The organism is Pantoea sp. MQR6 (genome assembly GCF_022761075.1).
In the GTDB taxonomy this organism is placed as follows: Bacteria; Pseudomonadota; Gammaproteobacteria; order Enterobacterales; family Enterobacteriaceae; genus Pantoea; species Pantoea phytostimulans.
Map to the genome: position 1 here is coordinate 69435 of NZ_JAKYXB010000006.1, position 21439 is coordinate 90873.

Annotated in this window: 14 protein-coding genes; 6 read left to right on the plus strand and 8 right to left on the minus strand. The window is 52.6% G+C overall.

The window, feature by feature from the left end; translation table 11 throughout:
* The first annotated feature begins 7 nt into the window (after window positions 1-7).
* Window positions 8-1492 (plus strand): guanosine-5'-triphosphate,3'-diphosphate diphosphatase, encoded by a 1485-nt coding sequence (gene gppA / locus MUG06_RS19325; RefSeq protein WP_243079824.1) that lies wholly within the window; start codon window positions 8-10, stop codon window positions 1490-1492.
* Between the two features lie 97 nt (window positions 1493-1589).
* Here gppA and rep read toward each other — a convergent pair whose 3' ends face one another.
* Window positions 1590-3611 (minus strand): DNA helicase Rep, encoded by a 2022-nt coding sequence (gene rep, locus MUG06_RS19330; RefSeq protein ID WP_243079728.1) that lies wholly within the window; start codon window positions 3609-3611, stop codon window positions 1590-1592.
* Between the two features lie 139 nt (window positions 3612-3750).
* On the opposite strand from rep, the gene ppiC reads away from it, so the two are divergent.
* Window positions 3751-4032 (plus strand): peptidylprolyl isomerase PpiC, encoded by a 282-nt coding sequence (ppiC, locus tag MUG06_RS19335; protein WP_243079729.1) that lies wholly within the window; start codon window positions 3751-3753, stop codon window positions 4030-4032.
* Here the strand turns inward: ppiC and MUG06_RS19340 are convergent, their stop codons facing one another.
* Both MUG06_RS19340 and pdeH read right to left on the minus strand, forming a co-directional pair.
* The gene (locus MUG06_RS19340) at window positions 4033-6093 is read right to left on the minus strand and encodes an AsmA family protein (RefSeq protein WP_243079730.1); all 2061 of its coding nucleotides are present in this window, start codon (window positions 6091-6093) and stop codon (window positions 4033-4035) included. It lies immediately after the preceding gene.
* Between the two features lie 63 nt (window positions 6094-6156).
* Window positions 6157-6930, minus strand: a complete 774-nt coding sequence (gene pdeH / locus MUG06_RS19345; RefSeq protein WP_243079731.1) for a cyclic-guanylate-specific phosphodiesterase — start codon at window positions 6928-6930, stop codon at window positions 6157-6159.
* Between the two features lie 270 nt (window positions 6931-7200).
* Between pdeH and MUG06_RS19350 the strand changes: the two genes are divergently transcribed.
* From MUG06_RS19350 to MUG06_RS19365, 4 genes are all read left to right on the plus strand, one after another.
* Window positions 7201-8133, plus strand: a complete 933-nt coding sequence (locus MUG06_RS19350) for a sugar kinase (RefSeq protein ID WP_243079732.1) — start codon at window positions 7201-7203, stop codon at window positions 8131-8133.
* A gap of 280 nt (window positions 8134-8413) precedes the next feature.
* Window positions 8414-8734, plus strand: a complete 321-nt coding sequence (locus MUG06_RS19355; RefSeq protein WP_215848001.1) for a hypothetical protein — start codon at window positions 8414-8416, stop codon at window positions 8732-8734.
* Between the two features lie 29 nt (window positions 8735-8763).
* Complete coding sequence (locus tag MUG06_RS19360; protein WP_215848002.1) at window positions 8764-8985, plus strand: hypothetical protein; 222 nt, start codon at window positions 8764-8766, stop codon at window positions 8983-8985.
* 384 nt (window positions 8986-9369) lie between these two features.
* Window positions 9370-10242 carry an alpha/beta hydrolase gene (locus MUG06_RS19365; protein ID WP_215848003.1) on the plus strand — a complete coding sequence of 291 codons (873 nt, stop codon included), beginning with the start codon at window positions 9370-9372 and terminating at the stop codon, window positions 10240-10242.
* 4 nt (window positions 10243-10246) lie between these two features.
* Here MUG06_RS19365 and MUG06_RS19370 read toward each other — a convergent pair whose 3' ends face one another.
* From MUG06_RS19370 to bcsB, 5 genes are all read right to left on the minus strand, one after another.
* Entirely contained in the window at window positions 10247-11764 is a 1518-nt protein-coding gene (locus tag MUG06_RS19370; RefSeq protein ID WP_243079733.1) for a pitrilysin family protein, read from the minus strand.
* Window positions 11765-12002: 238 nt separating this feature from the next.
* Window positions 12003-13289, minus strand: a complete 1287-nt coding sequence (locus MUG06_RS19375) for a dicarboxylate/amino acid:cation symporter (protein WP_215848004.1) — start codon at window positions 13287-13289, stop codon at window positions 12003-12005.
* A 229-nt stretch (window positions 13290-13518) separates the two neighbouring features.
* Window positions 13519-15525, minus strand: a complete 2007-nt coding sequence (hmsP, locus tag MUG06_RS19380; RefSeq protein WP_243079734.1) for a biofilm formation regulator HmsP — start codon at window positions 15523-15525, stop codon at window positions 13519-13521.
* Between the two features lie 148 nt (window positions 15526-15673).
* Window positions 15674-19144, minus strand: coding sequence for a cellulose synthase complex outer membrane protein BcsC (bcsC, locus tag MUG06_RS19385; protein WP_243079735.1), 3471 nt, complete (start codon window positions 19142-19144; stop codon window positions 15674-15676).
* The gene (bcsB, locus tag MUG06_RS19390; RefSeq protein WP_243079736.1) at window positions 19137-21434 is read right to left on the minus strand and encodes a cellulose biosynthesis cyclic di-GMP-binding regulatory protein BcsB; all 2298 of its coding nucleotides are present in this window, start codon (window positions 21432-21434) and stop codon (window positions 19137-19139) included. The genes bcsC and bcsB overlap by 8 nt, the downstream gene beginning before the upstream one ends.
* Window positions 21435-21439: the final 5 nt, after the last annotated feature.

Sequence of the window (21439 nt, forward strand, 5' to 3'; positions counted from 1 at the left end):
GCTCACCATGCTAAGCGCATCGTCACTTTATGCTGCGATTGATTTAGGATCTAACAGCTTTCATATGTTGGTGGTGCGCGAAGTGTCTGGCAGTATTCAGACCGTTGCGAAAATTAAGCGCAAGGTACGCCTTGCTGCAGGTCTGGATAAGAGCAACCAGTTGTCAGCTGAAGCGATGACGCGCGGCTGGCAATGCCTCAAACTGTTTTCGGAACAGCTACAAGATATTCCTCTTGATCAAATTCGCGTCGTGGCAACTGCCACGCTGCGTCTTGCGTCCAATGCGCAACAATTCCTTGAAACCGCCCAAAAAATTCTCGGCTGTGACATCAACGTGATCAGCGGAGAAGAAGAAGCCCGCCTGATTTATCAAGGTGTGGCTCACACCACAGGTGGTTCCGATCAACGATTGGTGGTCGATATCGGTGGCGGCAGCACAGAACTGGCAACCGGCGACGGGTCTCACGCTACGGTGTTATTTAGCTTATCAATGGGTTGCGTCACCTGGCTGGAGCGTTTTTTCAGCGATCGCCATCTGGCAAAAGAAAATTTTGATCAGGCTGAACAAGCGGCGCGTGAAATGATTCACCCTGTGGCGTCTCGGCTGCGCGAACAAGGCTGGCAAGCTTGTGTTGGCGCATCAGGCACCGTTCAGGCGCTGCAAGAGATTATGGTGGCGCAAGGTATGGACGAGCGCATCACCTTAAGCAAATTGCAGCAACTAAAACAGCGTGCAATTCAATGCGGCAAGCTGGAAGAGTTGGAGATTGAAGGATTGACGTTGGAGCGTGCGCTGGTTTTCCCCAGCGGCCTGTCGATTTTAATCGCCATTTTTCAGGAGCTGCATATCGAAAGCATGACGCTGGCGGGCGGCGCACTGCGCGAAGGGTTGGTTTACGGCATGCTGCATCTGCCCATCGATCGCGATATTCGTACCCGCACGCTGCAAAATGTTCAGCGCCGCTTCAACATTGACGTCGAACAGGCGAGCCGCGTACGTCAGCTGGGGGAAACGTTTTTCCGTCAGGTCAGCGCGCTGTGGAAGCTCGATCAGCGCTGTCGCGATTTACTGCTTAGCGCCTGCGCCATTCACGAAATAGGCCTGAGCGTTGATTTCCGCCATGCTCCGCAACACGCTGCTTATCTGATTCGCCATCTCGACCTTCCCGGTTTTACGCCTGCTCAGAAAAAATTGCTGGCTTGCCTGCTGCAAAACCAAAGTGGCAGCATCGATTTAGCGTTGCTCACGCAGCAAAATGCCGTACCGCCGCGCCTGGCGGAGCGCATGTGTCGCTTACTGCGTTTAGCGATTATTTTTTCGAGCCGCCGACGCGACGACACATTGCCAGCGGTGCGATTACGGGCCGATGATGATGCCCTGCACCTTACGTTGCCAGCGGGCTGGCTTGATATGCATCCGCTACGCGCTGAGTTGCTCGAGCAGGAAAGCCATTATCAATCTTACGTCCACTGGCTGTTAACGATTTCCTGATCGCAGCCGCTGAACTTGTCAAAGCAACCTTAAGCCTGCATTCAATGTGATTTAGCGATCAGAGGCCAGATTTGGCCTCTTGATCACTCGGTTTCAACTACGCTTTCTTCGCCTTTTCCAGCATCGCTCTTAATCCTGCCACGCGACTCTGGCCGGTTTTCATGCGTTCTTCCGCACTTACCACTTTACGTTCGGTTTCCCACACCACATCATCTTGCGGCAGCTCAAGTAAGAAGCGGCTAGGTTCTGGGCGCATTAACTCGCCATATTGGCGACGTTCGCGGCATAAAGTGAACGTCAGCTCCTTTTGCGCACGGGTGATGCCCACGTAAGCAAGGCGGCGTTCTTCCTCGATATTATTTTCATCGATGCTGCTCTGATGTGGCAGCAAACCCTCTTCCATGCCGACCAGATAAACGTACGGGAACTCCAGCCCTTTCGAAGCATGCAGCGTCATCAGTTGCACCTGATCCAGCTCTTCATCGCTTTCACCGCGCTCCATCATGTCACGCAAGGTAAAGCGCGTAACAACCTGCGCCAGCGTCATTGGCTCATCCAGATCGGTGCCTTCAAGCATCTCAGTCATCCACTGAAACAGCGTATTGACGTTTTTCATGCGCATTTCAGCGGCTTTAGGGCTGCCTGACGTTTCAAACAGCCAACTTTCGTAATCGATACCGCGGATCAAGTCGCGCACGGCATTCACCGGTTCACGTTCGGTCAGTTGGATCAGCGTATTCAACCATTGGGTAAAACGCTGCAAATGCTCCAGTCCGCGCCCCGTCAGCGTTTGTCTCAGCCCCACATCAAAGCTGGCGTTAAATAAACTTTTATTGCGCAGATTGGCCCATTCACCCAGCTTTTGCAGCGTGGCCGGCCCAATTTCACGGCGTGGCGTATTGACGATTCGCAGAAAAGCGCTGTCGTCATCGGGATTGGTTAACACGCGCAAATAGGCTAATAAATCTTTGATTTCCGGGCGCGAGAAGAACGAAGTGCCACCTGAAATACGATAAGGAATACGGTTTTGCATCAGCTGCTTTTCAAACACGCGCGACTGATGATTGCCACGGTAAAGAATGGCGTAATCTTTGTAGGCCGTTTTATTAATGAAGTGATGCGCAATCATTTCACCCGCTACGCGCTCTGCTTCATGATCTTCATTATTCGCACTCAGCACTTTTAATTCATTGCCGATGCCCAGCTCGGAAAAAAGACGTTTTTCAAACACATGCGGATTGTTGGCAATCAAGATATTCGCCGCTTTCAGAATGCGCTGCGAGGAGCGGTAATTTTGCTCCAGCTTGACGACCTCCAACGCGGGAAAATCTTCTTTCAGCAGAACCAGATTTTGTGGACGTGCGCCACGCCACGAATAGATCGACTGGTCGTCATCGCCAACCACGGTAAAACGCGCCCGCGCCCCTACCAGCAATTTCACCAATTCGTATTGGCTGGTGTTGGTGTCCTGATACTCATCGACCAGCAGATAACGAATGCGCTGCTGCCAGCGTTCACGCACTTCCTGGTTGCGCTGCAACAAGAGCGTAGGCAGCAGAATCAAATCATCAAAGTCCAACACGTTGCAGGCTTTAAGGTGCTGGTCGTACAAGCTATAACAGTGCGCAAAAATAGTATCTCGCTCGGAACGCGCCAGAGCGGCGGCCCGAGGCGGATCGACAAGATCGTTTTTCCAGTTTGAGATCGTTGAAATAAGCTGCTGTACCAGTGCTTTATCTTCTTCTAGCCACTGTTTGGTTAGCTCCTTCAGCAAGGCGAGCTGGTCTTGGTCGTCAAACAGCGAGAAGTTTGATTTCATGCCCAACGCGACGTATTCGCGCTTAATGATCTCAAGCCCCAAGGTATGGAACGTTGAGATCATCAGCCCACGAGCTTCTTTGCGGCCCAATGTCTGCGCCACTCGCTCTTTCATCTCGCGAGACGCTTTATTGGTAAATGTTACCGCCGCAATGTGGCGTGCCTGGTAGCCGCACTCACGAATCAGATGCGCAATCTTATTGGTAATAACACGGGTTTTACCCGATCCCGCACCCGCCAGCACCAGGCAAGGTCCGGTGACAAATTCGACAGCACGTTGTTGACCGGGGTTTAAACGCATAACGGAATATCACTCAGTAGAAAATGAAAAAGGAGGCAGACACCCGATCTCGAACCAGAACCACAGCGGTGAGCAACGCACCTACAGTTCGAAAGATAGGGTTATAATGGGCGACGATTATACACAACGAGACACTATCATGGCGAAAACCGCGGCGGCTTTACACATCCTCGTGAAAGAGGAAGCGCTGGCTAAAGAGTTACTGGCAAAACTGGAAAAAGGCGAAAATTTCCAGCAGTTGGCGAAGAAACATTCAACCTGCCCATCAGGGCGTAACGGCGGTGATTTAGGGGAGTTTCGTCAGGGGCAAATGGTGCCGGCCTTTGATAAAGCGGTCTTCACCTGCCCGCTACTGAAACCTTACGGACCGGTGAAAACCGCCTTTGGTTATCACATCATCAAAGTGATCTACCGTAACTGATTACTTCTTGCTCTTCATCTGCTGCAAAATAGTGCTGCACTGATTGTCTTCATTATCACTTGGAGAAATCAGTGCCAGCAATGCGGCGGCAGGCGCAACCACCGCGCCCAATGCTACCGCTGCCGCGCCACGTGCAATTAACGGCCCCGCTTTCACCCCCGCATCCGGGCTTTTAAACGTGCCGCGCACGTAAAGCGGCGATCGCAGCGTGATAATGCGCACACCTTTGCTCTCAGGATTAACGGTGAGATCCATGCGTTCGTTGGCAAAGTTGGCGTTGCCGGTAATATTAATCACCGCGTTCTCGGTATCGAACACAAAGAGGTTCGGCGTTGCTAAGCCGTTTTGCAGTTTGATATCGGTCGCAGCGCAGTTGATACGCACTTCATCATCACCGAAGAGTTTACCCACCACGTAATTACCGACATTCAGCCCGGCTATTTCCATCAGGCTGCGGCTAATCAAACCATCGTTCATCAGCAACTTGAGTTGACCATTACTGGTCGCCAGCAAATCCGCCACTGAGTTGCCGTTGCCGGTAAAGCTGGCATCACCGTTTAGCTGACCCATGCTGTTTTGCATGGCAGTCACATCCGGGAACAACTGACGCAGATGCAATTTACGTGCATGTATATCCGCGCGTCCCCGCATCGGGGTTCGATCGCCTTCCAGATGTATGGTGCTGTTCAGACTGCCGCCCGCCATACCAAAGCGCAGCGGATCTAACAGCAAATCACCGTTTTTAAGCTGTAAATGGGTATAAAGATCGCTTAACGGCAGCGAATTACTGTGTTCGATGCGCTTTCCGCTGAACTTCACATCAGCGTCCATGACATCCCAGCTTTTGGTATCAAACGTGTCATGCGGCAAGACACGATCGGCAGGCTGCGTCGATTTTTCACCGCGCTGCGCTTTAGCCTGCACGGTTTTTTCACTGCCTTTACCGGAATCTACCCCAATCAGCGGCCCCAAATCAGCCATGCGCAGCTGACGAGATGTCAGTTCGCCAGCCAGTTTAGGCCGCGGTTTGCCTTGGGTATAAGTCAGCGATCCGTGAATATCGCTGTCGCCAATATGTCCATTAAAATTCTCATAGTGGAAAACCGGCCCCTTCTCACCCGCAAACTTGGCGATCAGATGACCATCGGTTTCGTACGGCGGGGTATCAGGCAGCAACACGCCGGTTAAACCATACAAGTTGGCTAAGGTGTCACCCGAGAAGCGCAGACGCACATCCAATCCACCAAGATTCATCGGATCTTGCAACCCGCCCGTGACCTGCACGCGTGTACTGCCGTTGCGAATATCTGCCTGGAGAGGGAATGGCGTTGTCTGGCTGCGCAGCGATAACATGCCACCAATTTTGCCTTCGCCAACCAGCCGCTCATTGTTATAGGTGCCGTTCGCCTGCCAGCCAAAGATAAAATCACCCGCGCCTTTTTGCTTGTCATCGCCGCCAGCAATTTGTGCATAAGGTAACGGTTTACCCAGCGGATTCACTTTTACCGTGACATCGGCTTTATTGACGGCGTCGCGATAACGAATCTGACCTTGATCAAACAGGATATTGTCGAGACGGAATGACCAGGCTGACGGCGGCGCGTTTTCATCTTTGCTGTCACTGTTGGCAAGATTGAAGGTCCAGTTATTTTTCTTATCCGCTGTTTGGATCAGGCGTGCATCGGGCGCTTCCAGTTTGATCCACGGAATAAAAACTTCTTTATGCAGCAGAGCCAACGGTGCCAGCGTGGCGTCCACGCGTTGTAAATGTACCATCGTCACTTCTGGAATTTCGGGCGGATTGCCCAGCATGATGTCCTGCGCATGCAGATGCGGCCACGGCACCCAGCTGCGCCAGCCCGGTTCGTCGCGATTGCGCTCCCAGGCCACGCCTAAATCGCCGCGAATGGCGAAAGGACGGTTCAGTTCCGTGGAGACTTTCTGGTTGATGGTTGGCTTCAGGCGATTCCAGTCAAACGTGGCAATCACCACGATGATCACCACAACCAACAATAAAAAAATCCCAATAATCCAGCTTACTATTTTTCCCGTACGTGACATTTTGCATTCTCCTTGCCCTTCCCCGGTCTCCGTTAAAGATAGTCGAGAGCGTGGGGAACGGCATCAGGGAAGCTGGATAGGAAGATGATTCAATTCAGAAAAGGGCACTGGGCGCGAAAAAAAATAGCCTTGCGCCGCCATAGCAGGAGAAGATTGCACTTGTTGCCACTCCTCTTCTGTTTCTACACCTTCAACAATCACGCCATTGCAGTAACGGTTAATCAAAGCCAACAACATAGAAAACAAGCTACATCCCTCTTCGCTGGCGCGCAGCAGGATGAACAGTTCACGCGAAAGCTTGATGTAGTCGTACTTGAGTTCAGTCAGAGCAGAGAAATTTGCCATGCCGGAACCGAAATCATCCAGCCAAAGCGGGCCGAGTTCCGGCATCTGCGCCACCATCTCTTCCTGCGGCAAAACATGGTGTTCGGTCAGTTCGAATCGCACCCAAGGCAAGCGCGCAATTAAATTGCGAATAGCGGGATGATTTTGAATCGACAGCAGCGAAGGGCCGTCAATATTCACGGATGCGACAATGCCGGTGCGTTCGAAAAAAGTGGCCCACTGCGTTAAGAGTTCCAGCTGTTCATGCACAACATACAGGCGTTGAGGAATATCGAGCGCCGCGAAATAGGCTTCAGACGATAACTTTTCCTCCGGCGTAGACGGATGGGTGATGGCGGTCAACAATTCAATCGCTAACAGCCGACCCGTTGTCTGATAGATCGGCTGGAAAGTATAAAACCGTTGGCATTGCTGCCAGAAAAGGCGCGTTTCCTGCGGGGGATTGATGTCAGTCGAAGAAGGTAGTCTGGGACTAATATTCTCCATCACCATGGTATTTTCCTGGTTGGTGGCGAGCGCCTCAATGCGGCAACCCAACGGCAATTTTGGTAATTACTTTATTTTAGGGCCGCAATAAAGCGATGAGTGTACCAACCCACCAACCTAAACAATCGGCGAAAAAAGCCTGCATTTATTCGCTTTATCAATCAGATCGCACCCTAATCGCGACTTAAGTGGAATCAAAACGGCGTTTTAAAAATCGTTGACGTCTGCCATACCAGACGCGAGACTAATGCAATATTTCACTACAGGCCGAAAACCATGACGCAGAAAAAAATCGCCGTTATTGGCGAATGCATGATTGAGCTGTCCGAAAAGGGTGAGAACATTAAACGTGGTTTTGGCGGTGATACGCTCAACACCGCAGTTTATATCGCCCGCCAGGTTGATGACGCGCAGCTAAGCGTAGATTACGTTACCGCGCTGGGTACAGATTCGTTCAGCGATCAAATGATCGCCGCCTGGCAGCAGGAAAAGGTTAAAACCGATCTGATTCAGCGGCTAGATAACAAAATGCCGGGCCTGTATGTGATTGAAACTGATCCACACGGCGAACGCACCTTCTGGTACTGGCGCAGCGATGCTGCCGCACGGTATTGGCTCGACAGTGCAAACAGCGACGTGGTTTGCCAGCAGCTCGAAAATTATGATTACCTCTATTTAAGCGGCATCAGCCTGGCGATTTTGCCTGATGCCAGCCGTGAGAAATTAATGGATCTGCTGTCGCGTTGTCGCGCCAACGGCGGCAAGGTGATATTTGATAACAACTACCGTCCACGCTTGTGGGCTGATAAATCCCAGGCACAAGCGGCCTATCGCGCCATGCTAAATTGCACTGATATCGCCTTCTTGACTCTGGATGATGAGCATTTGCTATGGGGTGAACAGACGCTTGAAGCGGTTATTGCCCGAACGCGCGAGGCTGGTGCCAGTGAAATCGTCATCAAACGCGGCGCAGAATCTTGCCTGGTTGCTATCGGTGATGATCCTTTGATTGATGTCGCTGCGGTACGTCTGGCGAAAGAAAAAATCATTGATACGACGGCAGCAGGTGACTCATTCAGCGCGGGCTACCTTTCTCAACGTTTGGTCGGTGCATCGCCTCAGGCGGCGGCCGAGCGAGGCCATCTCACTGCCAGCACGGTGATCCAACATCGCGGTGCCATCATTCCGCTAAATGCCATGCCGAATTAATATCTCGCCTCATTTATTGGGGCGTTATTATAACAACGCGTTAAAAAATCCATTCATTAAATTGCGTCCTCCGATAATAATATTAATAATTACTGTTACCTGAACACGTTAAATATATGAATAATATAACCTGTCATTTTCAATAAAATAGTAGATCTGCGTCTGAAAAAAATAATTAACTTCCTGCTTTAGATTTACTCTGCAGCCCATTTATTTTATATTTTTTTGGTCTTGAGAAAGACAAATCTATAAATCTGACCACTAAAATAAGGAAATTTCCATGCGTGAACTGACTTTAAAAGAAGTCGAGATCATCTCTGGCGCGGGCAACTTTGCAGACAAATCCAGCGGTGGAACCATCTCCAGTGGCTACAACGGCGGCAAAAGGGGTGGCGCGCCAAAAAGTTGCGCTAACGACGTCGGCGCAGGCGCTATCATAGGATTAATCGGTGGTATTCCTGGCGGCCCGGCGGGAATGGCAATGGGTGCTACTGCGGGCGCACTGGGTGCGTCTTTAGGGTGCAATAATAGCCCGTACGGTGGCAACAAAAATAATAATAGTAATAACAACAGCGGGATTGGCGGACAATGTTCCTGGTAACGTTTGAATAAGCCGTTGCGGTGATGAAAATGCGCTTAAACGATCCACGCACCCGTAGAACAATAATCAGTCTGCTTTCATTATTTATAGCAATGCATATTGCTTATAACACCAGCTTATGTCGTTTTTCAGTTACAAAAAACCCTTACGATCTTTTAATGTGGTTTTTTATGATTGTTGGCGTTTATAGTTTTTTTGCTGCAATTTTCCGCGCACTTGATTGGTATAACGGAAAATCAAGGCAACCTTAATAAATCAGGCAGCGCTGTGCTGCCTTTTTTCAAGGTCTGAAACATCAATAACATTGATAATTGCCGCGTTAAAAAAACTGAAAATTTCAGTGTCGATAAAATTTTACGCTTTGTATTTTAGTTATTAACTCAAATTTCAACGGTTCTACCCTTTCTTCTCTGCAACATATAAAACCCCGTTATAGATTTATTATTAATAATCTTAAAAATCATTAAGTTACAAACTAACCTTACCACCAGGCATAGTCCTAATCTGCTTATTTTTACCGTTTTCGGATGGACGTCGCTGCTAAAAAAGACCATCTTTTAATCAACAACAGCAGGACGCTGTTTACCCGGCCGCGAACAAAACAATTACAACAGCTCTCGCATCAGGACCTATTTATGAACACAGAAATTATTAATATCTGGCCGCAAGGCGATGCGCCAGGTGCGAGCGACTCGCGCGCTCAGCCTCAGATCGTTGATATGGCGAAGCCGTATGAACCTTTTGATCGTGCCGCTTCGGGCGTGCGCTGTCCAGAAATGGCCATTTGGCATCCGATTGAGTCCAACGGCATTACATTGCTTGTTGCGCCCGGTGGTGGTTATCACCGCGTAATGATTGATCGTGAAGGCAGCGCGCTTGCCACTTTTTTCACTTCCATGGGCTATACGCTGGCGGTCATGACGTATCGCCTGCCCTACGATGGGCATCATGAAGGCCCGGATGCACCGCTGGCAGACGCGCAGCGTGCGGTACGCGTATTGCGTGAACGTGCGCAGCGCGGCTTGAACGGTAAATATATCGTGATGATGGGTTTTTCAGCGGGAGGTCACGTAGCTGCCAGCTTGGGCACACGTTTCGCGGAAAAGCTTTATCCGGTGCAGGACAACGCTGAAAACCACTCGCCGCGCCCAGATGCCATGGTGCTGGTGTATCCGGTAATCAGTATGCGTGAAGGATTGGCCCATGAAGGCTCTCGTACTCGCCTGCTTGGTGCCTGGCCAGATCAGCAAACCATTGATGCTTATTCAATGGAAACACGCGTCCATGCGCAAGTCCCGCCGACGTTATTGATCCACGCTGCTGATGACGAATCGGTATCGGTCAATAACAGCATGGTGTTCTTTAGCGCATTACGGGAACACAACGTTCCAACAGAAGTGCATTTCTATCAGAAAGGCGGACACGGCTTTGGTATCCGAGGTGTGGCAGATTTGCCCCTCGCCAGTTGGCCAATGTTAGTGACCGAATGGCTCAGGGCAAAAACCTGAGTCGTTAAGAAGCCGGCGGCGCAACGTCGCTGGCGTTACCATCGGGTTGGCTAGTGCTGCTGTCCGGCTGGCTGGCATCGCTGCTGGTTGCAGGCGTTGCCGGTGGAGCCATCACCTTATCCCAGTCGCTTTGCAACATTTTCACGTTGGTTTCCGCTTCGCCTTCCGGCTGAATCAACACCATCATCAATTCCTGACTGAGTTGCTGACGCAGTTCCTGATTCAGCTGCTCGCGCGTTAATCCAGCCAAAAAAGCCTGACGCAGTTTTTGATATTGTTCAGGCGCAATATCCACCACGGAATTTTGCTGCGAACGCAGACGCTGACTGATTAACACGTCAGTATCGGTGCGGGCATAGGTGGTAAACAGTTTGTTCAGCTCCAGCAGTTTTTGCGCCATCAGCGCATCAAACTCTTCCTGCGGTAAACCTTTATCACGCACTTTCGCCAGCTCACGCGCCACCAGATTCATATTCTGGGACAGCGTATCGTTGCGCGCATCCATGTTGATTGAGCATTGCGCGCGTTGGTATAGCACACGGCAATCGAAACCAACCTGTACGCCCTGCGCTTTGCTGTCGCTTAGCGCACGCTGCACATGCCAGAACAACGCTTCACGAGCCAGATCACCTTGCCAGTAACGCTGCAAATTTTGCGAATCACGAATCGGCTGCCATGGCGTATCCCACACCAGCGACAGGCGATCCTGGCTCATCTTGCCATTGACCAGATTCACCGGCTCATGCGGCAACGGAGAAAGCGTCGGCAACGGCGCAGGCGCATCGCGCTTGCCTTTTAGCGGTGAGAAAGCTTTATTGATCTGTTCCGACAGACTGCGGCTGTCGACATTGCCAACCACATAGAGCGTCATTGCATCGGGTGTATACCATTGACGATAAAAGGTTTCCAGCTGAGCCAAATCCACCGGCGCGCGTGGCTGCTCGGCGGGGTCATGTGCCAGTAGCGCCGACCCTTTCAGACGAAAGCGCCACCAGACATCCTGGGTGTTTGCTGGCCAGGTCGCAATAGGATCGGAAGCGGAAAGCGCGGTGTTAACCACTTGATCGGTAATGGCCATATTACCTGCCGTTGCCGCCAACCAGTTCAATGCTTCTTTCAACAATTCTGGCCGGTTATTGGGCAGGCTAAGGTTAAATTGGGTGTAATCATAAGATGCGATGACCGGCGGGAGCGGATGCTGCGGGTCCATCGCTTGCTGCCATAAGGCGCGTTGTTGATTAGTGTCGAGCGCAGTGTTGTGCACCATGGCAAGGCGCGGCAGCAGATGACTGAAACCTGCCTGTTGCGTCCCTTCCACCAGCGAACCGGTGTTTACCACCATACGCAGTTCAATGCGATCGCTGGGGCGTTGTGGTGTCGCCAGCAACTGCCAGTTGAAACCGTTATCCAGTTTCCCTTCCTGCCAGGCAGGATCGGGTTGCAGCGTTTCTGCTTGTACACCATAACTGGTTGCCGCCAGCACTAATCCACCAACTAAAAGCCGAATTCTGGTGCCCTGCATGTGAACCCCTACTCAAACAATTCAAAAAATCGTTATCACTGGCGCATACTGCCGCTGTTATTAACGAACCGGCAGGCGCCGGACCGCGCTGTTATCCAACAACAAAGTCTTTGACCACAGGAAGGTCATGATGTCGCGCAACGAAGTGAAAAACATTAACTGGGGTTCATTATCCAAATGCCCGCTGTCAGGGCAAGCGACAGCGGGCATTTGTGGGGATTTAAATGGAAATCAGTGATTAAACAGAGGATTCAGACGTTTTTTTCGTCTTATTGCTACCTGAAAGTGTCTCCTTCAACTGGTTTTCATCCAGCTGACCTACCCACTTCGCGACTACCACCGTTGCCACACCGTTGCCGACCAAATTGGTCAGCGCACGCGCTTCGGACATAAAGCGGTCAATACCGAGAATCAACGCCAGGCCTGCTACCGGTAAATGCCCCACCGCTGAAAGCGTCGCTGCCAGCACAATAAATCCGCTGCCCGTTACGCCCGCCGCTCCTTTTGAGGAGAGCAGCAATACCACCAGCAAGGTGATTTGGTGGAAGATATCCATATGCGCATTGGTTGCTTGCGCGATAAATACCGCCGCCATGGTGAGATAAATAGAGGTCCCATCAAGGTTAAACGAGTAACCCGTTGGAATAACCAGCCCCACTACCGATTTCTTGCATCCGAGACGTTCCATCTTATCCAACATGCGCGGCAGCGCTGACTCGGAAGAAGACGTGCCCAGCACAATCAACAACTCTTCTTTGATATAGGCGATGAACTTGAAGATGTTAAAGCCCACTACGCGCGCAATTAGCCCTAAAACTATCACCACGAACAGAACACAGGTGATATAGAAGCAGACGATCAACTGACCAAGCTGGACCAGCGAGCCAACGCCATATTTACCAATGGTGAAGGCCATCGCACCGAAAGCACCGATTGGCGCAAGGCGCATAATCATATTGATAATGCCGAAGATCACACCCGAGAAGCTTTCGATAACGTTGAAAATCAGCGTACCGGCGTTGCCCATACGATGTAGCGCAAAACCGAACAGCACGGCAAACAGCAGCACCTGTAAAATATTGCCGCCAGCAAACGCACCGATCACGCTATTAGGAATCACATCCAATAAGAAGGCGACGATACCTTGCTGCTCAGCCTGCTGCGCATAAACCGCCACGGCTTTGGCATCCAGCGTGGCCGGATCAACATTCATTCCTGCACCTGGCTGCACCACGTTGACCACGATCAGCCCGATAATCAGCGCAATGGTACTGACGATCTCAAAATAGAGCAGCGCGACTGCGCCAGTCCGTCCAACTGCTTTCATGCTTTCCATGCCAGCAATGCCGGTCACTACCGTACAAAAGATTACGGGAGCGATGATCATCTTGATCAGTTTTACGAAGCCATCACCCAACGGCTTCATCTGAGTACCTAACTCGGGATAAAAATGACCCATTAAAACGCCGATGCCGATGGCAACCAGCACCTGGAAGTAAAGGCTTTTAAATAGCGAGGTTTTCATAAACAGGAGTCCACTAGCGACAGAAATGACGATATTGTCGTATTCGTTATCATGACCGTCAGGCTGGAAAAACCAGACATCAACCGGTAGCCGAAAAATAACACTCTGTTTACGTGATTAATACAGGCTGACAAAGCCCAGGGAAATGATACAGACATAATTCTGAACTGAAACGCTTCAGCTGCGACTTTTGTAACTAAAATTCTCGCAAAATCAATGTATCAGGTGATTATTCTGTTCGTGACGGTTTCACAATCCATTGTTGATTGAAACGTGGCAGATTCACAGCTTCAGAGTAGAGGTAGCCTTGACCAATATGAATACCGCGCGCCAGTAGCCAGTCGCGCTGCTCATTCGTTTCAACACCTTCAGCAATCACATCCAGATTAATGATGTCCGCGATTGCCGCCACAATACGCACCATGGTGTCATCATCGGGCAGAGCTGAGACAAAACTGCGGTCCATCTTCAGTTTATTCACAGGCAGGGCTTTGAACTGATGCAGGTAATTCAGATTGGAATAGCCCATGCCAAAATCATCCAGCGCTACGGCCACGCCGGTTTGCTGAAGCATTCGCAATAGCGAAATCGCCTGTTCTGCATCGCCAATCTGTGCCGTTTCGGTAATCTCCACCACAAAAGTGCCGGGCGCAATACGATGGCGCTCTAACAGCGACTGGAGATGCGTCACCATGCTGGCATCACGCAGTTGCACGGCTGAAATGTTCACGCTGAGTGGAATCATCACGCCATGCTTTTGCCAACCCGCCAGAATGCGGCAGGCTTCTTCGAATACCCAACGGCCAATGGCGGAGATCACGCCAATCTCTTCGGCGCTGGCAATAAATTCTTCCGACAATCCGTAGCTGCCATCCGGTTGGCGCATGCGCAGTAGCGCTTCCGCACCTGCCAATTCACCGGTTTGCATGTTGATTTGCGGCTGGAGGTAGAGCGCAAACTGCTCGTCATGCAGGCCCTGCAAAATATCGTGCTCTTGGGTTAAACGCTTTTGCGCCCGCTCCGTTAAGGCAGCATCAAAGAACAGGATTTGGTTTTTGCCTTGATGGCGTGCCGACATCATTGCCGAGGTCGCGCGGTCCAGCAGTTCATTGGCGCCCAACGGCTCATCATCGCGTAATGCCAATCCGATACTGGCATTGGGGCGTAATTGCAGCTGCTGCAAATTCACCGGCTGATTAAGTCGAATGATCAGGTTGCGCGCCAGTCGTATCGCCCGGAACGGATTATTGGCGCGCTTCATGAGCAGCGCAAAATCACTGGGGCCGGTTTGCGCCAGTAAGGTGTGATCGTCGAGTGTGCTGCGTATTTTCTCCACCAGCGTCAGCATCAGCGTGTCGCGCTGTTCGTCACTCAACACGCCGTTGGCTTCCTGTAGCGTTTCTACGCGGATCACCATCAAACCAAACGGTCGACAAGGATGACGCATGTGTTGATCAACCAGGGCGAGAAACAGGGTGCGATTCGGTAAATCAGTCACGGCAAAGTGGGTCGTCAGGCGACTCATTTCATCATGCACTGACTCCAGCACCTGCTGATTGCGATTGTAACTGCGGATCAGCATGCCTATTTCATCATCGCGATGTCCCTGCGGCAGCGTCAGCTTGTGCGCCAGAATAGATTGCGGCGGCAGTTCCTGTAGCTCGCGGGAGATATTCCGCAGAGGATGAATGATTAAACGGTTGATACACCAGCTGATCGCTACCGAAAGAATCAGCGCCAGCAGCAAATAGGTGATGATCATGGTCGAGAGCGTGCTGAGAATAAATTGATACACGCGCGAGGAGTTCGCTTGCAACACCAGATACGCCAGCGGTTTAGGCGAACCGGTATTTTCAACGGAATAGAGCGGCAGTGTAATTTGCACCGGCAGTTCAAACAGGCGCGCCACTAAGCGCGGCACCGGTTTTTCGGGTTCGAAATCCGCATGCAGCGCCTGAAAAGCGTTGGGTAATACCACATCCGCGCGGGATAAAATCCCGGCAGGTTTCAGCGAATGTAAAATGTGTTCAGCTTGCGGTATATCGGCTCGCAGTACCGCTTCCGACAGCGGCTGACGCACGCTATGCGCAATCGTTTCCATTTGCTGGGCGTAGTCAATCCTGCGCTGCTGCACAAAATGAAACAGTTGAATGACGATAAAAATGCTGACCGTGATAACGGCAACCAGCGAAACTGTCGCCATCTGCTTTATCGTAAGTGACCGACTTACCCGCAAAAATTCTCTCCCGACTACAAAAAAGCTCAGATATCAGACAGGAAAATGCGCAGCAAGTATATCCCAACGCAATGTTTTTTTTGATGCTTATGCGGCAAGTCGACGCAGAATCAGACCAGCGCGCCAGATTCTCCTCAGACAAGGCGCGCTATTTAAAATCGGCATAAGGCACCAACGCCTGCGGTGGCATCGCCAGATCGCCTTGCCATCCTGCGGCTGAATAACGCAGATAAATCAAACCGTGGCTTGGCGTGTAATCTTCAGCTTGCTGGATATCAATGCCCGCGCCAATAAACCAGTTTGCGGTCACGCGTCGCTCTAGCAGCGCCTGCAAAGTGTAACCGATACCGCGACTGGTGCTGCTTTCTGACAGGGGATTCGAGGCCAGCATAAAGCCCGGATTCAGCGGATAGCGCCGCTGCGCATCACGATGAGATTGCGACCATGAAGCTGAACCGCCGAGTTCATACGACCAGTTTTCCATGCGCTGCCGCCAGCTCACCGGCAGCGAGAAAGAGAGGTAGCGCTGCGGACTGTAATAACCGCCCTGACCAAAGCTGTAACCGCTGAGATCCTTCTGGTAATGCCACAGCATGCTGTTCAATCCGACGGTAGCGCGGCGATTGTCTTCATTAATCAGCTTGTAGTAATAGCCGCCCATTACACGTTCGCGGCTATTATCCGCAACGTTTTCACCGCTAATCTGGTGCGCGCTGACATCGCCCCATATGCCTTGTGCGCCGCCGCGATCGTAACTCAACCCCATTCCCCCGCCGGTGGCGACCACGCCGCCAACAGTTTTTCCGCCCTGCGCCGAGGGATCACGCGTACCCGCAAAAGCCAGTAACGAACTGGAGATGGGACGCCGTGAAGCGTTGATAACAATGCCAACCTCTTTCAGATCGGTTTTCCAGCTGATGCCGCCGACCCAATTTGTCACCGCAAAGCCCAGCGGCGTGGTGCCGACATCCGCCGACCAGCGATCACTCTTCCAACCGATGCCGACAGCCGTGCCTTCATCGCGTTGGGTAAAGTCTCGGCTACAGCCGCCAGAGTTGGCGTCATTACAACTGCCGAACAGGGCGTCATGCGTACCGTTCGCGTGAGCAAAGCTCCCCGCCGAGAGCTGTACATGATCGAGCCGGACAAAAGTGCGTCCTGCTGCCAGCGGCGTGTCGGCCTGCAACAAGGTGGTGTGCGCGGTGAAATCAGAAAGTCCGCCGCTGCCTTTATTACGTGAATAATCCTGTTCCAGCGTCAGCGTCGTCTCTTGCTGACGATAAAGATCGGCGGCATCGCGGCGAATGCTGCGTTTTAGCCAGTTATCCTGCAATTCATTGCGCGTTAACGCCGTTAAGCTCTCGCTATTTTCCGGCCGTGTTGCCGTGATGCCGCTGGCGACCATCGCGTCACGATAATCATTAAGCGCCGCCGTGGATTGCTGCTGCGCCAGTTCAACGCGTGCCGCATCGCGGTAAATCAACGCCTTATCGGGTGAAGGCGGATCAGAAGCCACGCGAAGCTTTAGCGCCTGAAACAACTGCTGCGCGCGTGCCGTTTCGCCCACCTGCTGCCAGGCCAGCGCGATACGACGTTCGCTGTTACTGGTTTGCCGTTCAGTAGAAGGCAGTTTTTGCAACGCCTTGTACGCTTCCGACCTGTGTTTTAAAGCAATTAGCGCGTCGATACGGCCTAATCTGGCATCGCTGTTATTCGGTTCTTTTATTAAAACTTTTTGATAGGTATCCAGCGCCTGTCGCGCATCGCCTCGCTCCAACGCCCAATCCGCTAACAGCATGTCGCGGCGCGTTGATACAGGCTGCTGAAGCAGCAAAGCCGTTGCGGCCTCTTCCTGGCCCTTTTCACGCAGCGCACGCGCCTCAGCCAGCAGCTTGTCCTGCATCAACCTAGCCGCCAACGCCCGCATATTATCGTCCCATTTTGCCGACGGCAGCCGGTGCATGGCGGAAAGCGCGGCATCGCCATCATCATGGCTGGAAAGATAAAGCGCAGCGGCATAATGAGCAGTCACATCGTCAGGATGGTGATTCAGCAGCGCGTGCATGATGCCATCGCCCTGCTTCTTCTCGCCGCCGTTGTGCAGCGCACCCGCAAGGCGATAGTTAAGCCAGACATCATTCGGGGTTAACTGTGCCGCCTGTTGATACTTCACCGCAGCCTGCGCCCAATGGGTTTGCTGCGCCAGCGCATCACCTTCTGCACGCAAGGTATCGCTATGTAAATCACGTAATGTTTCTGCTAATGCAGGCTGCTGCGCGGCGGGCAGGCTACTCATAAATTGCAGCGCACGTGCCGGAGATTCGCTTTGATAAAGCCCAATCAAGCGACGAATGGTGGTGATATTGCTACGATCACGCGTCAATGCCTGCTGCCAAAGCTGCTCTGCTTTCTGGCTATTTTTACGCGCCAGCGCCACGTCACCGAGGCCAATCAGCGCATAACTGTCGCGATCGTCAAGCGTCTGCGCCGTACGATAGTACTGTTCTGCCCTGTCGATATCCTTTTTTGCCAGCGCCTGATCGCCGTTCTCAATCGCCAGCCAGTAACGGTTGGTTTGCAGCAGCGATTGCCATTTGCCAAGCTGTGTACTTTGCTGCCCAGCTTTTACTGCGCGTTCCAGCCAGCTGATTGCACTGGCACGATGATTGACTCGCGCCTGTGCCTGACCCATTGCACCCAGCAATTCGGCATCGTCGGGATGCGCTTTGATCGCTGCCGTCAGCGAGGGAATAGCATTCGCGCCGCCGCCAGCCTCGACTAATGCCAAACCACGTACGCGCTGGCGATAAGCGGGATCGGCCAGCAACGTTTGCTGGCGCGTAAGCTCTTCTTCACCTTGCCGCTGCTCGTCACCGCTGTTGAAGAGACTGAGATAGTGTTGCAATGCAGCCACGCTGCTGTCGCTGACGGGCTGATTACGGATTTGCGTCAGCCACAGCTCTGCTGCGGCCACGCGACCTTCATTGATGTTGGCAAGACGACGCAGTTGCGTCACCGCTTCAGCAGGCTGTTGGTGTTCAAACGCCATGCGTGCCAACTGCAGTTCAACGCTGATGTTGCCCGGATAACGCTTTTCCAGCGCCTGCAACTGTTGGTATGCCGTCATTTCATTGCTGGGTAAGCGCGCCACCAAACGCCAATATTCCAGTGCCATACTGACATCAGGAAAAATCCCGGCAAATTGCGCATCGTAAGCGGCTTTAGCTTCTGCCAGCCTTCCCGACGCCGCCAACAAGCGTGCTTCCTGCAATTTTTGCCGCCCCTCGCCTGACATCATCTTCAGTCCCGCCGCCGACTCACGTGCGGCTTCAGAATCTGGCGCGACATGACGCAGTTGCGCCATCAGGCTCTGCGCCTGCGTCAAATCGCCCTGATGCAGTGACACGCGCAGGCGTGCCGCCAGCACCTGCGGATTTTCAGGGTCGATTTTTTCCAGTCGATAGAGCGATTGCTGAACTAAGTCGTACTTGTTGATCGATTCACCGGTGCGAATCTGCGTAAGCAACCACGCCACCGGCGAAACCTGTGGGCCCGAAGCCTGGGCGGTTAACGCGCCCAGCAATCCGCTCAACAGCAGGCTCAGACGAATATTATTCATCATCATCTTCAGCTAAACGGCGGCGGCTCACCATTCGCATCAGGCGCCATGCCATCAGCGCAAACAGCACCACCACAATCACCGCGCAGGAAGCCAGCCAGAAAGGATGCGTTGCCAGCGCGTTCCATAAACGTTCCCACCACGGCAGATGCCCAACGTAATAACTTTCGCCAACGCGCAGGCTATCAACACCCGATTCACGAATAATGGCGGCTGAACCAAACACGTTGCCACGCTTGCTGCTGTCGAGCATGGCGCTGTTCAGCAAATCCCAGGCGCGCGGGCTGCCATCCGCCAGCAAAGCCACCACGCTACGCTGCGCATTAAACGGCGACTGGAAGCCGATAATCGCTGCCAGCGGGCCGCGTGAGCCAATCGTGGTGGTGCTTTCGACCTGACGATCGCTGCTGTTTTGCGCCGTGATATCCGACAGCGGCTGGCGCATCGGCTTGTTCATCCAGCCCTGCGCGGCTTCAACCAGCGTATTGATCGTGCGTTCATCCTGCAGATCCGCCGGAATAGTGCCGATCATCAGAAGATCCCTGTCCTGCTCTTTCGCGTTGCGCCAGTCGTCCGTCAACTGCACCCGCAGCGCCGGATAACCGGTTTGCGCACCCATATTGCCTAGCGCATCGAGCAACGTGGTCATCTGTTGCTGGCCGGGATTTTTATTCACCAGCACCAGCGTTTGTGATAAGTCAGCGTATCGGCTGAACGGGAAACCGGCATTGGCAAAGGCGCGCAGCGACGGCATTTCGATGTAATGGCGATAACCGGAAAAATCGATGCTTGAACTTTCGTCAATTACCACATGATGCCCAACCGGCGCGACAGTTTCGCAGCGTCCGTCGGCGGTGCCGCCAATAAAGGTGTTGGCGTAATCGAAATCAAAACGCAGCTGATTCACTACGCCCAACCGCAGCGCCGGAATAGTGAGCTGGCGACTGCTGTCCTGCAAACCCTGAATCAATGAAAGGCGCAGGATCTGTTTATCCGCAGTATCTTTGGGTTGCAGCGGATAATCCTGCATAAACTGGTTGTTAAGATGCACCGCCAGCCGCGATCCATCTTGTTGGATCGGCGCACTGTAGCGGTAAATCAGATCCATATCGATGCCGCGTGCGCGCACTAAAAAGAGATCAGGCGGCAGGTTAAGCGTCAGGCTAATCGGATTGGGCTGCAGTCCGTCAGATTGCAGCTGATTTTGATACTGCGTGAGCTCCGCAAACGTAGTGCGTCGGTCAGTTCGCACCCAGCTCGGCGCGTCATACGCTTTGCGCGGTTCACGTAATTTGACGCTGTCGATTGTGGAGGTGTCGCCACGCAGCAGCAATTCACCCTGCGCAATCCCTTGCACGGCCGTGATCAAATCATTGTCATCACGCCCCAGAATCAGCAGCATTTTTTCATAGGGATTGCCGGGCTGGCTGACAATCTCTACCGTTGGCTTGCTGACTGACGGATGATCGTTGAGGAAATCTGGGCGCTGCGCGTTGGTGGCAAACACCACCGCATGCTGCTGCTCGGGTAGCTGGTTATACAACACCGGAAATGTTTGACCACGCCACGCAGCTTTACTGCCAAACCACGAGGCCAGCATTGCCGCAGCGCGCTGTTGGTTTAGCGTGGGTTGGGTGCCGAATACCATCGGCAACGTCAGCGGACGCGCATCGCGGGTATCAAAGAACGGTTCCGGGAAATGCGAAAGATCATCTTTTAACGGCAGTTTTTGCAGCGTTAAATCAAGGCGGCTCTCTTTGCCAATATCCAGCCAAATGGTGCTGTTGGCCGGGTTTTCGCAGACGTTCGCGTAATGGCCTACCAGCTCAAGCCGAATACGGTTGAAATCAGCAATGAAGCGCGGATCGAGTGAAATCTGCGTTTGGTTGCGTTTTCCCAGCTGGTCGGCTGTTAGCGTCACCAGCCCCACCATCTCATCATTAAGGTAAATTTTCAGCTGTGATAGCGTCGGGATCAGCGCGGGAGACGGGCGATAGCTGAGATTCAGCAAGGCTCGCGTTACCACTTCATCACTGCGCACACCAAATTCAATCTGGCTGGTGGGCTGGGTACCGCGCAGCGCCATGCTGCCTGGCGAAGGGGCAACCTGAGCAAAATTCAGTAGGCTGTCACGCAGTGGCGCATTCGGATCGCTGGCTGTCGCTGTCAACGCAATCGGTGCTGCTGCAGCGTAAGTTGGCATCATCGGACTCGCGGGTTGGACTGCTAAACAGCTCAGCGTCGCGGTGCCCATCAGCAGGGCGGTGAACCAACCGGTTAATCTTGTCATGGTTA

Excerpts from the sequence above, each read along its gene's own strand:
- gppA (WP_243079824.1), top strand. The coding sequence starts at position 8 with ATGCTAAGCGCATCGTCACTTTATGCTGCGATTGATTTAGGATCTAAC.
- rep (WP_243079728.1), bottom strand. The coding sequence starts at position 3,611 with ATGCGTTTAAACCCCGGTCAACAACGTGCTGTCGAATTTGTCACCGGA.
- ppiC (WP_243079729.1), top strand. The coding sequence starts at position 3,751 with ATGGCGAAAACCGCGGCGGCTTTACACATCCTCGTGAAAGAGGAAGCG.
- MUG06_RS19340 (WP_243079730.1), bottom strand. The coding sequence starts at position 6,093 with ATGTCACGTACGGGAAAAATAGTAAGCTGGATTATTGGGATTTTTTTA.
- pdeH (WP_243079731.1), bottom strand. The coding sequence starts at position 6,930 with ATGGTGATGGAGAATATTAGTCCCAGACTACCTTCTTCGACTGACATC.
- MUG06_RS19350 (WP_243079732.1), top strand. The coding sequence starts at position 7,201 with ATGACGCAGAAAAAAATCGCCGTTATTGGCGAATGCATGATTGAGCTG.
- MUG06_RS19355 (WP_215848001.1), top strand. The coding sequence starts at position 8,414 with ATGCGTGAACTGACTTTAAAAGAAGTCGAGATCATCTCTGGCGCGGGC.
- MUG06_RS19360 (WP_215848002.1), top strand. The coding sequence starts at position 8,764 with ATGCGCTTAAACGATCCACGCACCCGTAGAACAATAATCAGTCTGCTT.
- MUG06_RS19365 (WP_215848003.1), top strand. The coding sequence starts at position 9,370 with ATGAACACAGAAATTATTAATATCTGGCCGCAAGGCGATGCGCCAGGT.
- MUG06_RS19370 (WP_243079733.1), bottom strand. The coding sequence starts at position 11,764 with ATGCAGGGCACCAGAATTCGGCTTTTAGTTGGTGGATTAGTGCTGGCG.
- MUG06_RS19375 (WP_215848004.1), bottom strand. The coding sequence starts at position 13,289 with ATGAAAACCTCGCTATTTAAAAGCCTTTACTTCCAGGTGCTGGTTGCC.
- bcsC (WP_243079735.1), bottom strand. The coding sequence starts at position 19,144 with ATGAATAATATTCGTCTGAGCCTGCTGTTGAGCGGATTGCTGGGCGCG.
- bcsB (WP_243079736.1), bottom strand. The coding sequence starts at position 21,434 with ATGACAAGATTAACCGGTTGGTTCACCGCCCTGCTGATGGGCACCGCG.